This is a genomic window from Sulfobacillus thermosulfidooxidans DSM 9293 (assembly GCF_900176145.1).
GTDB classification, from domain to species: Bacteria; Bacillota; Sulfobacillia; order Sulfobacillales; family Sulfobacillaceae; genus Sulfobacillus; species Sulfobacillus thermosulfidooxidans.
This window is the reverse complement of sequence record NZ_FWWY01000001.1, coordinates 1,469,309-1,482,840: the sequence shown is the minus strand read 5'-3', so window position 1 is coordinate 1,482,840 and position 13,532 is coordinate 1,469,309. Positions and strand designations below refer to the sequence as shown.

Here is a 13,532-nt window from a genome sequence, read left to right as displayed (position 1 = left end):
TGCTTAACCCTTCTCCATTCTATTATGAGGTGAGTTATTGTTCTATTAAGAAAAACACCAAGAATTAATCGTCGAGATCATAGTCCCCTTATCTAAGCCATAGGAAAATCCATGTTAACTATTGACATCATCAAAACAAAACGGAAATCAAAGGAGGAGATGCCGTGCGGTATCATGCCGAAGTGCTGTCTTCAGGTGTCACCCAAGGACCTTGGATGTTTGTCTTGGATACCGTAGAAGAGAGTCAAGCATCCACAAGCTCTGACTGGAAAAAAGCTCATGCCCGAGCTATTGCCACCCTCGAAGAACTCAGCACGACAATAGCTCAAACCCACGAAAAAGACATCATTGAAGCCCAAATACTCATGTTGCAAGACCCTACGTGGTTGAGCCGGGTTGAGGAGCTTTCTCGCACCTTCGATCCCAAGACCGCTATCTGGCAATCGGCCGAAGAATTTGCCTCCTCTCTTGACCAAATCGCCGATCCCTATTTGCAACAACGCGCACAAGATATTCGAGACGTTGCCGTCCTGTGGATCCAAAGCCTCACAAACCATCAGACCGTAAGCATAGAGCCGCAGACAATCGTTGTCACAGACAAGATCACAGTGCAAGACGTTTTAAGCTGGGCACAAGTTCCTGTTCTTGGCATCATTGTCGAAGAGGGAAGTGCTCTCATGCATGCATCATTGATTGCTCAAAATATGGGGATTCCCGTGGTTAAACTGCCTTCGGCAATAAAGATTTTGTCCCGTCAGTCCATGCATCCTCAAATCTTGTTAAATGCCGATGAAGGTTATATCGAGCTTTTTGATGAATCCAGCACCGGTCCTAAAGAAGACCCTCATCAAAATAGTCCTACTCCCCTCTATATTGGTCCCGTCATCATTCAAGGGCAATCTTTTGAAATCATGGCCAATGTATCCTCCGTGTTAGAAGTTAACCGGGCCCGGGATTACGGCGCTGATGGGATCGGTCTAGTGCGCACCGAATTCTTTTTCGAGGCGGCTGACCACCTCCTATCCCTTGACGAACAAGTGGATTTGTACCGGCTTGTGTTAAAGAACAGCCCAGGTCCCGTCATTTTCCGCACCATAGACATCGGCAGTGACAAACCCTTGGCCTTTTTGCCCTTAAAGCCTGAGGCCAATCCTGCCTTGGGCCAGCGGGGAGTAAGAATCTACTCCCAATATCCCGAGTTATTGAAAACACAACTTCAAGCCATGCTTCGAGCACAAGATGGCGAGCAACCTGTTTCCATCATGTTTCCCATGATCAGCACCCTCGAGGAATGGCAATTTTGCTGGAACATGGCACACGAGGTGATCAACGCGTGCAATCGGCCCGTTTCATCCATGCGTCTTGGCATTATGCTGGAAGTTCCTTCTCTCCTCTTTCTCATCCCCGAACTCGCTCAACATCATGTCCAGTTTGCCTCCTTGGGTAGCAACGATCTGTATCAATATGTGCTAGCCAAAGGCCGTGAACAGTCTACTGATCATTCAAGCTCTGGAGCATTCAGCTTTGCCCGCGCCGTGGCTTATGCCAGTGTAAAGGCCCAAGCCCACAACCTTCCCTTAAGCGTCTGTGGGCAACTGGCCCAGGAGCCTAGGTGGGCTTTGTTATTCGCCGGTCTCCACATGACTCGCTTAAGCATGGCAAGTCCTCAAATTCCCCATATTAAAGCATATCTCCGTGATCATATGGCGAACCTATCGGTATTAGAAAGCCAAGTAAAAGACGCTCTATCCTCGTTATCTTCTTTTACAACCTGGATGACTTCGTAATCTTGACCCACATGTCCGGTTTAAAGCATCACCATTTTTATCATATGCGCCGTAAACAGATCCTCTGGCCCGAGTCCTTGGCAATACCCCGTGTCGACTTGTTCGTCGCCGCTTAAGTCGATCAGCCACTACATACAAATCAAAACATATGTTTGTTATACTAAAAAAGGCGATTTTGGCAACCGACCAGGCGCCAATCGCCATTGCGTAGCGCTCAAGGGAACGTTAAGGCGCACTCCGTCTGAATCCCGCCTATGTTGCGGGTTCGATAAGCTGTGGCGATTTTAGAACACCACGGCCATAGTCTCACAATCCGTCGACGAAAGCCGCCGTGGTTCCCCGAGAATCTTTGGCCTTTAACCCTTGACACTTCCTGCCGTCAAGCCCGACTCAATTCGCTGCTGCAAAAACAGCACAATGAGGGCAATAGGCAATGACGCAATCACCACGCCGGCATAAATTTGGCCGTAATGCACGTAGTAGGCATTACGGAAGTTGACCAGGGCTAAGGGGACTGTATCCATATTGGGACTTTGAATAAAAGACAAGGCAAATAAAAAGTCATTCCACGATAACAGAAACCCCAAAATCGCCGCCGTAAAAATCCCCGGCAACGCGATGGGTGCAAAGACTTTCAGAATAGTTTGGGTAATCGAAGCCCCATCCACCATAGCCGCTTCTTCAATGTCGACAGGAATTTGACTAAAAAATGCGGTCAAAATCCATGTAGTTATCGGTAAGGACAAAATAAGATACGGGAGAATCAAACTTTGGTAGGTGTTTAGCCAGTGTAAATGCCGAAAAACTAAAAATAACGGGCCAACCATAGCAATTTGCGGGAAGAATGAGACCAATAACACAAAACCTAAAATCATCGCCTTGCCTTTGATCGGCATACGCGCTAAGCCATAGGCTGCCATAGATCCCAGGATCACGGAGATAATGGTCGTCATTCCGGCTACAAACATGCTATTAAGAAGGGGGCGCAAGAAATTTTCTACCGCAAAAATGGCCCGGTAATGGACAAAAGTCCACTGTTGGGGCAATAAACTGGATGTCGGTTGGTTGAGGGCGATGCTTGATTCCATCGACGACTTGAACACCCAGTAAAAGGGAAACAGCGAATACAAAATGATAAACACGATAAGAAGATTAAATCCCGCCCGTCCGAACCAGGTTCTCATGTCATGAATCCTCCCCGCTGCCGCAAGATTCGCACGTAAAAGGCGGCCAATAACAAGGCCAGAAGACTAATGACCACCGCAACCGCCGCACCAAAGCCAAAATTCAAGGACACCATGTATTTGTACCAGTCATAGTACGCGATGACTTCGGTACTTTGTCCAGGGCCTCCACCGGTCATCACAAACACGGTATCAAAGACCAACATGGCGCTTAAGGTTCGAAAGATCAGCGCCACTAAAATCGCCGGGCGTAAGAGCGGCAAGGTTAAAGCCCAAAATGCCTGCCAACTGCTAGCCCCGTCAATTTTGGCACTTTCGTAGATTTCTTGGGGAATCGTCTGCAACCCAGCTAAGAGCAACAGGGCAATAAACGGGGTGTTCTTCCACATATCACTTAAGATGATGGGAACCCACGCCAATGTCGGCGAGTTAAACCAGACCAGTTGCGATCCCGGCAAGTGCAACGCCCCTAAGGCAAAATCCACAAAACCTGAACGGGTATCAAAAAACATTTTCCACAACAACGCGGAGACGGCGGTGGGAATCGCCCAAGGAATTAATATCGAGGCACGCACCAGGCCCCGGGCTTTAAATTTGCGGTGAACCACCAGCGCCAAAATCATACCCGCAATGAATTCCAGTGTGACGGAAATCACCACAAAAATGCCCGTTCTGAGCAAATCGCCCCAAAAATTTGGGTCGCTCAATAATTGTTGGTAATTTTGGAACCCGATAAAATGCTGGGTGCCTGGTTCTGTCAACACATCAAAACGTGTTGACAGAACCAGGTTATACAGCAAGGGGTAAATCGCAATCAAAGCCAGAGCTAAAACCGCAGGTAACACCAATAGATAGCCGACACGCCGGCGCTTGGCGAGATACGACGTTTTGGCCCGGGATTTGGGAAGATGAGGTTCAGGTTTAACCGCGACTTTAGCTGCCATGACCACTCACGATAGCTTCAACAGCCTTTTGCGCTTGGTCGAGTGCCTGTTTCGGAGTTTCTTGCCCGGAGTATACCGCCGACAAGGCTTCTTGAATTTTCGCCGAAATCTGCGGATATAACGGGGTGACAGGACGAGGCGTAGCGTCGGCATACACCGCCTCTTCTTGTTTAAACCATGGCGCTTGACTGATTAACGAGGATGTATAAGCATCCGTACGAGCTGGCGGGTCTCCCGAAATTAATGCCCGTTGGGTCATGGTTTTAGCCGAAGTCAAAAACTTCACCAGTTCCCAGGCTTGTTTGGGGTATTTCGTGTTTTTGTTAATGACTAAGACATCGCCCCCTAATGAGGCTGTTGGCTTGCCGCCTTGCACTGGTGGCGGAGCAAATCCCACTTCATTCTTTACCGCTGATCCTTTTTGTTCGGCCAAAGGATATAAATACGGCCAGTTCGTGGCAAATACCGCATCGCCTGATAAGAACGCTTGTTGGACATTGCCTTCTTCCCAGCTTGTCACAGCTTGCGGAGAGAGTCCCGTCTTTATGGCATTATCTAGCCATGTCAAAGCGCGGATATTTTGTGGGGAGTTTAATACGGGTTGCCCTTTGGCATTTAAAAATTCGCCGCCAAATCCTCCAGACACATCTTGGAACACCGTCACGGCGCCCTCATATTTGTTCCCTTCAAATGCCAGCCCGATTAGTTTCGGATTCTTTTGCATGGCCGCTTTGGCGTCCGAAACTAATTGGCTAAAGGTTTTGGGTGGTGTTTTAACGAGATCCGTTCGGTAATATAATCCTTCCACATTAATAAACCAAGGAATCGCATAGAGTTTTCCTTGGTATTCCCCGGCTTTCACCATTCCCGGAAAGAAATGGCTGAGATTGGGATGAAATTGATTAAGAGGCAGAATCCATTTGGCCGCAGCAAATGTGGGAGGCCATATCACATCGGAAGTAATGACATCTGGGGTACTAGAACCCGAGGTTAAATCTGTAACCAAGGTCTGATAAGCATCATTCGATGATGCCGAGAGGGTTTCGATCTGCACATGAATATTGGGATGCAATTTTTCAAATTCGTTCACGGCTTTTTGCGTTGCTTGCGCTTCTGTGCCCAGTCCCTGTGTCGCAAAAACGAGATTAACCGTCTTCGAGGCCGTGGCTTGCGATGAACCACATCCAGCCAGAGTTCCCGTTAACAACAAGGCACTAAACACGCCAAGACCTGCACGCCCTACACGTTTGGATGGGACCATATTGCGTTCCTCCTCTTTTCTTGAACGATAATTAAATATTCGTTATTGTCAGTTTATTCACTACAAATCAGGTTTATCGATTTAGTAATTAGTATTTTGAAAACTTGGTGTATTATGGCATACTTTTGGTTATAATTCAATCGTTTCACTGAAACGTTTAACTCTTTGTGGAGGGATCTTATGTCGCAATCCTCGCGGCGGGCACGGATTGGCGATGTTGCCAAGTTAGCGGGAGTGTCTATCGCTACAGTCTCCTATGTGCTAAATAATCAAGGACACTTTTCTCAAGAAACCATCCAAAAAGTACGTGATGCAGCACGGACTTTAAATTATGCTCCGAATGTCCGGGGGCGGATATTAGTCCGGGGAATATCGGAAACCATCGGCATTTTGCCACCTACCTCTCCCGATCCAAATGGCCCCGAGAGCATTTTTTCCGGACTCATGGAAGGCGTGATTGGTGCTTGCCAAGAAAACAATTACCATGTCATGGTCCTATCGCCTGCTGCCGGTGACACTCTTGCATATCTCGAACAGGTTAGCCGCTCGGGACGTGTCGACGGCCTTATTTTATTTGACGATCCCTATCTAGACAGTTACCGCGACATTTTGTCCCGTAATCATGTGCCTTTTGTGGTCTACGGCACCTCTTGCGAATCGGCTCTCTCGTATGATATGGATTTTGAAGAGGCGGCACGAATTGCAACACAATATTTAATTGATTTAGGCCATCAGCGCATTACTCTCATCAGTCCCCGTGACGTGCCGCGCAAAATTGAACGCTACCAGCAAGGCTATGCCAAAGCCATGGCCAAAGCACATCTATATCCCCACTATGCCTTGGCTCGTGAAAAGATGGAGATGGATGCCTATCACCTCACCTATGACCTTTTAACTCAACCATCTCCACCAACCGCTTTAGTGCTCACCAGCGGCCATGATGCACTACAAGCTCGCCGCTGTGCGGGCGATTTGAACATTCATGTCCCCCGCCAGCTCTCCATTATGAGTTTGGAACCTCTGTCCCCGTCTTTCGATATGCATCCGACTCTGTCCAGCATTGACATCGATCTGAAAGAAGCCGGGTATCAAATCGCCACCATGCTCATTGCCTCCATTCAAAATCATCCCGTTTACAGTATGCGGGTCATTCCCCACCTCAATATTCGCGGATCGACGGGCATTCCGGCCATCTACCAAACCCCTAAGACCAATCTCAAAGAACCTGTCCTCAAAACCGGTCCGAGTTTCGCCCTTTTCTCCACCCAGGGCCGCATTGAAATGGACTCCAAGCGTCATGGAATCTACTGCTACGATACACGTATGCTATCCATATACCAATGGCGGATTGGGGAAGAGGTGCCGGATCCTTTACATTTTGATGTCACGCCCAATACTTTAACCTGGCATTATGTTATCCAGCAAGATGGCATCACCCGTGTCCTAAGGCGCCGCCTCACCCTCGGTGCTGACCAGTTTACGGATCACTGGGAATGGCAGCATTACGGACCATTAGCGTCTTGGAACCTGTCACTCAGCATGGATGCCGATTTTACGGATATTTTCGAGTTGCGGGGCACCCCCAAAATCCGATCTGGTGTCAAACGCAAAAAGTCTGTCAACGGCGAATACCGCGTCGAATATGAAGGCATTGACGGTATTACCCGCATGGTCAGTATGAGAGCTGATAGAAATCCGGCGCAGGCTCTTGATGGTGACTGGAAATGGTGCATCGATGCACCCGAAACGCATGGAGAACTAACCGTGATCGTTTCTTGGCAGAATCCGGTGCCAGAAATTCCCCAAGCTTATCTTAAGGCACCCCTAAAGCCGGATACGTTGGGTCCGCGCTTTCATCTTGAGGAATATCCCTGGCATCTAGTCATCTCCCAAGCCCATCAAGATTACCAGATGCTCTTAACCGACTTTGGTTATGGTCCCGTGCCGATGGCTGGGCTTCCCTGGTTTGGCACCTTTTTTGGCCGTGACGCCATCATTGCTTCTTATCAATATTTGCTATGGAATCCGTCCATTGCACAAAACACGTTATACACCTTGGCGGCCTGGCAAGGAGATAAGGTCGATCCCACCACCGAAGAAGAACCGGGAAAAATGGTCCATGAAATTCGGCTAGGAGAAATGGCCCGGAGCCGTCAAGTGCCCTTTGCCCGTTATTATGGTTCGGTAGATGTCACGCCGCTATTTTTAATGTTGCTACTTGAGACATGGAAACGAACAGGCAATCACCATCTGATGGATGACTTAATGCCCGCCGCAGAAAAAGCGCTCCATTGGCTTCTCGGTGCCCAAGATTCCCAAACTGGGTTATTTTCCTTTCAGAATCATGTGGATCATGGACTCATTATTCAATCGTGGAAAGATTCTTTTGACTCGATGGTATATAGTACGGGAGAACATGCCATCCCACCTTTGGCAGTTAGTGAGGTGCAAGGGTATGCCTACCGGGCACTTTTCTTAATGAGTCAGTATTACCAGGCCACAGATCAACCTGACAAAGCCCACGATTTACGAAAACGGGCAATGCACTTAAAACGCCAGTTCCATAAACGGTATTGGTTGGTCGAAAAACATTATTATGCTTTAGCACTAGACCAAAGAGGCCGTCCGTTAGACGTCTTAACCTCGGATCCCGGACAATGTCTGTGGACTGGCATCGTGCCCCAATCACGCAGCCGCGATGTAGCCAAGACGTTAATGTCACCGGTTTTATACTCCGGGTGGGGGATTCGTACCTTATCATCTGACGCCCGCACCTATGATCCTTATAGCTATCACCGGGGAAGCATTTGGCCGCATGATAGTGCGCTCATTGCTAAAGGACTCGCCCAGTACGGCCTTTGGGCTGAAGCGCAAACGCTCTCATGGAGCCTTCTTCAAGCAGCCAGTCATTTCCCTTATGGCCGCTTGCCCGAGCTCTTTTCTGGCGACCCTGCTCCCTCTGGACCCTACCCCTATCCCGCTGCCTGCAGTCCTCAAGCCTGGGCAGCGGGGGCTCCGTTTTTGCTCTTGCAAATTCTATTGGGTATGGACATTGACATGACCCAAAAGACCATCCGCCTGCATCCAGCCGACCTAGGTCCTTTGGGACGGGTCTACATCGAGGGAATTGCCTTAACCCCGGATCACGTGATAGACCTAGAAGTTCGCCAGGGGCGAATTCATATCCACCATCTGCCAGATTCCTGGCAGATTCGCAAGTCTTCCTCAAGCGAGAGACTATAAGGGTAATCCATAACGCCTTCATCTAGCTCCAGTCCGCTATGACTTTGGGAATGGGGTAGAGATGAAGGCTTCAATTTGTGGCCATGCGTTGAGGGCGGTTTGACGACCAATTTCTACAAGGTGATCATAATCATGAAATCCAAAGAAGGGCGTGCCTTCGGTCGGGGGACTAATCGTTAAAACCGGATAGCCCCGATTTTCCACATTCGATAAGTATTGGGTGACAAAGGATTCTGATCGTGACAAAATATCAGCAATTCCCATATGCTCGCCATTGACCACGGTGGTCGGCGCCACATTGACCGCTAACACAGGGGAGGGGCTTAACTGGTAAGCCCAGTCACTCGGCAAGGTATTGGCAATGCCCCCATCAACATACAAATGCGTTCCCCGGCGCACCGCGTCAAATAAGCCCGGCATCGCCATAGTCGCATTTAGAGCCCAGAGTAAATCCGCTTGGGAAATAATCTGCCAACCGGGTTCAGGGGACTGTAAACCGGGAACGGGACTAAATGCCACGGGTACCATGGTGGCAATATCCACGGAAATGATCGTGCACGGCAATTTCCAATCGCTAATCGTATTGATGCCTGGGGCTAAACGAATAAGGCTTTTTAAAAACTTTTCGGGATTGACGAGACCGGTCGCAGGCTCATGATCATCCGGCCAAATCTCCTCGACCAACCCCTTAATATTCAAATCGAAAAAATCCCAGGGATGACTCGTGACATCTTTGGCCCAGGCAATCATGGTGGACACCGGAACCTGAGCAGCGACGAGGGAAGCAACGAGTCCCCCTGCTGAAGTTCCCGCCACAGCGATAGGCTTCACGCCTTTTTCCGCCAAAACCTCCAATACTCCTAAATGCGCGGCACCTAATAAGCCGCCTCCTGACAATGCGAGTGTAAACACCCTATGCCCTCCTCACTCAATCGTCTTGATTCAACGTATTCAGTAAAGAGGGCTCGCGCATCTTGTCTCACCACTGGGAGAAAAATTAAGTCGAGTTGTTATGATATTTTAGATACTTTGGCATATCGCTGGCGACTCCACCAACTCATTAACACAACAGCCAATCCCAAAGCAGGAAGTCCAGCAGCATAAGGCACTTCTGGCAGCTGACCGACAGGCAATGTTCCCACAGTCGTGACACCACTAACAATATCATCGGCAAACGAGGCATCATTACTTGCCCCCATCCGAAAAACGTACTGCGTATTTGAGAAGGCAGACCCAGGTGCCGCAGTATACGGGTAGATTTCCAGCGTGTCTGAAGACGCCGTGTTTTGGGGCATCGTCACACGGTACTGGGCCGTAGCATAAACGGATCCGGTTTCATTTTTATCATACGTAATACCCGTTGCTGGCGTGCTCGAGATCAATGTCGCCGCCAAGGGACTGGTTGCCGTATTATCGACGATATTCCCATTCGCTGTACGCAAGACCAGGTATATCGTAGGAGGAAATGCGTGCACTTCCGTTTGCGTGCTATTGGCTCCCGTCCCGAAATCGCTGCCATCGGCACTAGTCTGAGCAACAGTCAGAGTTAAAGTATAGGTCGTTGATGACCCACTTGGAGTAGCCGAAAATTTTGTGAGTGAAAAATTCGAGCCTGGAGGTGTAGGGGGCGAAGCCGCCAAAGCCATAGACCCTACTGAGAAAACCCCAAGAAATGACATCATGCTAAGCGCCGTGATTTTTATCCCAGGTTGACTGAACATCATTTTCCACCGTGATCTTGCCATTGTTTCAATCCTCCCTCATCATCTTTTACGCAACCATGACCATCCGTCAGACGCACGTGCGTATTGAAGATGAGATTAAGAATATCGCCCTATTGGAATTGATGCAGTCTTTTGGTCGGTCTCAAGCGGCATCTCATGGATTTTTTCGTGGACTACTTAACCTTTCTCACTGGCTCAGTCATCTCTAGGAAGGATTCCCTGCACAGCATGGGTTGTCATGCGGAATCCTCAATGCCTTGCTAACATAGACACCATTTTTTCGTATTTCCTCTACGGTTGTTTGAGAGACACACAGGATTCCCGATGCGTCTATTAATCACTTGACCCATTGGTTTATTGCTCTTCTTCTTGATATTGCCCGGGCAATACCCTAGGCTCTTGATCGGTTGGCACGGCTTCAGAAAAATGCCACGGCCAATAAGCCTTGGTGTTAAGAAGCGTGATGGTAGCGGGAACTAACAAGGATCGCACCACCCACGTATCTATCAACACCGCAAAACTGAGACCAATGGCCAGTGTTTTCATCACTTGCAACGGGCTGATTAACAAGGCCAAAAATACGACGACCATAATCATCCCCGCCCCCGTAATCATCGAACCGGTCGTCGAGATGCCGTGCCGCACCGCTTGGCGTACAGGCTTCCCCTCTTTTAAGGGCTCTTGAATCCGGTGTAATAAAATCACCTCATAATCCATCGACAACCCAAATAATAAGACAAAGATCAACGGCGTAATGGAACTATCCAGCGGTTGGGCTTCAAACCCGAAACGGCCCTGTTGCACCACCAAAACCAGTAAACCCGCCGTTGCTAACGCCACCAGCGCATCAAACAGTACCCCTAAGACAGCTTGAACCACGGATCCGGTAGCCAGAGCCAACACAATCAGGGCCACGGCCAACGCCGTCGCAATAATAGCTGGTAATCTGGCATGGGTTAACTGGTTAAAACTGCGTAAAATCGGGACTTGGCCCCCAACTCCTGCCTTCGTTCCCTTAGGCAGCCACTTGGGAAGATTTTGATTGATGCGGTGGACCAAATCTGAGGTCTTGGGATTATCGGGGCCTGTCGTAGCCGTCACATAAAGCACGACCAGGTGCGAGGAGTCAGGTGCGGTAAAATTGCTCAACGCGGTTTTAAGGGGCTCGGATTGTAAAGAGGGATGTTGGAACAAAAAGGCTAGTTGCTGTGACGTGAGCCCTACTTGGGTTGGAGATGCCACACTTTTCACCCCAGGCAACGACCGTAAGTGCTGGGTGAGGTGAGAAATTTGGGTCCAACTTAAGGGCTGGGATAAAGACGACGGTAAATCAATGACCACCGCCAATGGCGCAATGCTGCCTGGACCTAAGAGTTGTTGCTCTTTATGAATGGCTTGGCGAATGGGGCTATTGACGGGAAGCATGCTAGCCAAATTGGCTGGCGTTTGCATACGAATTTGCGGTCCAAAGAGAGCGAGAGGTAAGAGCAAGACCACACTCACGATAATCGACAAACCGGGTTTGTTGGTCACAAAATCTCCCACACGCCGCCAGAATCCGAATTGCGGAACACGTTTAAGACTGCCCCAATTAATATGCTTCCCCATTACGCTCATAATCGCAGGCAGTAAGGAATGGGTCGCCAGAAGCACCGAGAAAATTGCTATCGCCCCACCAAGTGCCAGACCTCTCCAATAGGCATCTCCGCCAAGAAGCAAAGCGGCCACCGCCAATGCCACAGCAATCCCGGAATACAGGACCGACCTTCCCGCATGACGCATGCTTTCGTGCACAGCATGTGGCACATTTTCACCGCGGGCTAAAGCGAGACGAAATCGGTTGCTAATAAATAAGGCATAATCAATGCCCACACCCAAAGCCAAGAAACTGACAATGTCTGTTAAAAAGACTGAGAGCTGAATGTGCGTTTCAATCACGGACACAACCGCCAATGCCAATTCAGATCCCATGGCCGCAATAATTAAAGGTAAAGCAATCGCAGCCAAAGAACCATAGACAAAAAACAGCAAAACCGCCAAAAAAGGAAGCGCCAAGATCCCACTTAAGGCTAACGTTTTGGAACTGTCATGGGATACCGTCTTGCCTGCGGTGTCCTGCGTTACGTCTTGCCATTGGCCATGGTGTTGTTGAATTATGTGGGTAAACGCATGAACCTGGGCGAGTGAGGTTTTAGGTGCTGGCAGATAGAGCACTTGGCCTCTAGATATTGGGTGAAGGGTTTTGCTAGTAATATGCTCTTGGTGGGCCAAAATAGTTAACTGATGAAATGGTACACCGGTAATCAAAAGCGGCTCCGGTGCTTTTGCCGGATGAAGTCGTGATAACTGGTTCGTCGCCCAAGTGGCATTAGTGCCGGGCCGGTTAAATCCATTTGCCGTTAAATGTTTTGTCACATTTAACGCCAAAGGTAGAGTCATCCCTAAAAGGATAATCCAGAAGGCTATGACAAACCATTTTCGCCGGGTCAAAAAGGCAATCCACCGGTTTCCCATTTGTTCCCACCCCAAATAGCCTGAAATCTTCAGATAAAAACTATGGTATCACAACCCCCACACGCCGTTTCATCGGCCTGTTTCTGCCGACAAGATATTTTCTTCTTGTCCTCATAATGATGCTGATGGGTAATGCACAAATCTGGTGATATTGGTTACACTAGTTTGTGCATGAAAGATTTTCCTAAGTCACGTGATTATCGGGTTAAGCCACATGCTTACTCGATTCTCTTTATGTTCGGCATGAGACACTATGTCGAACCTAGCTTTGTGAGAGTCACAGCTCTCACAGGCCGATAGAAAGAAAAATTCAAGGAGGTATATCTATGGCTCTCGTAGGAAAACCCGCTCCATCTTTTGATATGCCCGCTGTGATGCCAAGTGGCGAAACCGAACATGTCCGTCTCGAACAATACCGAGGCAAATGGCTTGTGCTCTTTTTCTATCCCCATGACTTCACCTTTGTTTGCCCAACCGAAGTCACGGGATTGTCTGAGGCCTATGACCGGTTTCACGAGTTAGATGCCGAAATTTTGGGTGTGTCAACGGACAGTCCTTATGTTCACAAGGCGTGGATGGCACAAAGCCCTGATCAAGGAGGCATTGGGCAAATCCGTTATCCGTTAGCCAGCGACTGGACCCATGATGTATCGCGCCGTTACATGGTCTATGTTCCTGAAGAAGGTGCGGCCTACCGAGGATTATTTATTATCAATCCTGAGGGTATTGTCGAATATGAAGTAGTACATAACCTCAATGTGGGACGTTCGGTCGATGAAACCTTGCGTGTCTTGCAAGCCATTCAGGCCGGTGGTCTATGTCCTGTCAACTGGACTCCAGGTAAACCGTTGTTAAATCCCTAACTAAAGCCAACG

The 13,532-nt window shown here is 48.9% G+C and carries 9 protein-coding genes; 3 read left to right on the top strand and 6 right to left on the bottom strand.

The window, feature by feature from the left end; all coding sequences use genetic code 11:
• The first annotated feature begins 164 nt into the window (after positions 1–164).
• Positions 165–1,787: a putative PEP-binding protein gene (locus B8987_RS07505; protein ID WP_084661171.1), complete on the top strand. Its 1,623-nt coding sequence runs from the start codon at positions 165–167 to the stop codon at positions 1,785–1,787.
• Positions 1,788–2,143: 356 nt separating this feature from the next.
• On the opposite strand, the gene B8987_RS07500 is transcribed toward B8987_RS07505, so the two are convergent.
• From B8987_RS07500 to B8987_RS07490, 3 genes are read right to left on the bottom strand one after another with little or no spacing between them, the layout of a single operon-like run.
• Complete coding sequence (locus tag B8987_RS07500) at positions 2,144–2,971, bottom strand: carbohydrate ABC transporter permease (protein ID WP_020375464.1); 828 nt, start codon at positions 2,969–2,971, stop codon at positions 2,144–2,146.
• Positions 2,968–3,915 carry a carbohydrate ABC transporter permease gene (locus tag B8987_RS07495; RefSeq protein WP_139793495.1) on the bottom strand — a complete coding sequence of 316 codons (948 nt, stop codon included), beginning with the start codon at positions 3,913–3,915 and terminating at the stop codon, positions 2,968–2,970. The genes B8987_RS07500 and B8987_RS07495 overlap by 4 nt, the downstream gene beginning before the upstream one ends.
• The gene (locus tag B8987_RS07490) at positions 3,905–5,176 is read right to left on the bottom strand and encodes an ABC transporter substrate-binding protein (protein WP_020375462.1); all 1,272 of its coding nucleotides are present in this window, start codon (positions 5,174–5,176) and stop codon (positions 3,905–3,907) included. Before B8987_RS07490 ends, B8987_RS07495 begins: the two co-directional genes overlap by 11 nt.
• Before the next feature lie 180 nt (positions 5,177–5,356).
• Between B8987_RS07490 and B8987_RS07485 the strand changes: the two genes are divergently transcribed.
• On the top strand, positions 5,357–8,419 hold the full coding sequence (locus tag B8987_RS07485; protein WP_084661170.1) for a glycogen debranching N-terminal domain-containing protein: 3,063 nt from the start codon (positions 5,357–5,359) through the stop codon (positions 8,417–8,419).
• A gap of 36 nt (positions 8,420–8,455) precedes the next feature.
• Here the strand turns inward: B8987_RS07485 and B8987_RS07480 are convergent, their stop codons facing one another.
• The 3 genes from B8987_RS07480 to B8987_RS07465 form a co-directional block, all read right to left on the bottom strand.
• Positions 8,456–9,331: a patatin-like phospholipase family protein gene (locus tag B8987_RS07480; RefSeq protein WP_076005963.1), complete on the bottom strand. Its 876-nt coding sequence runs from the start codon at positions 9,329–9,331 to the stop codon at positions 8,456–8,458.
• A 98-nt stretch (positions 9,332–9,429) separates the two neighbouring features.
• Positions 9,430–10,164, bottom strand: a complete 735-nt coding sequence (locus tag B8987_RS07475; protein ID WP_084661169.1) for a hypothetical protein — start codon at positions 10,162–10,164, stop codon at positions 9,430–9,432.
• A 333-nt stretch (positions 10,165–10,497) separates the two neighbouring features.
• Positions 10,498–12,657 carry an MMPL family transporter gene (locus B8987_RS07465; protein WP_084661168.1) on the bottom strand — a complete coding sequence of 720 codons (2,160 nt, stop codon included), beginning with the start codon at positions 12,655–12,657 and terminating at the stop codon, positions 10,498–10,500.
• Positions 12,658–12,983: 326 nt separating this feature from the next.
• On the opposite strand from B8987_RS07465, the gene B8987_RS07460 reads away from it, so the two are divergent.
• Positions 12,984–13,520, top strand: coding sequence for a peroxiredoxin (locus B8987_RS07460; protein WP_020375456.1), 537 nt, complete (start codon positions 12,984–12,986; stop codon positions 13,518–13,520).
• Positions 13,521–13,532 lie beyond the last annotated feature (12 nt).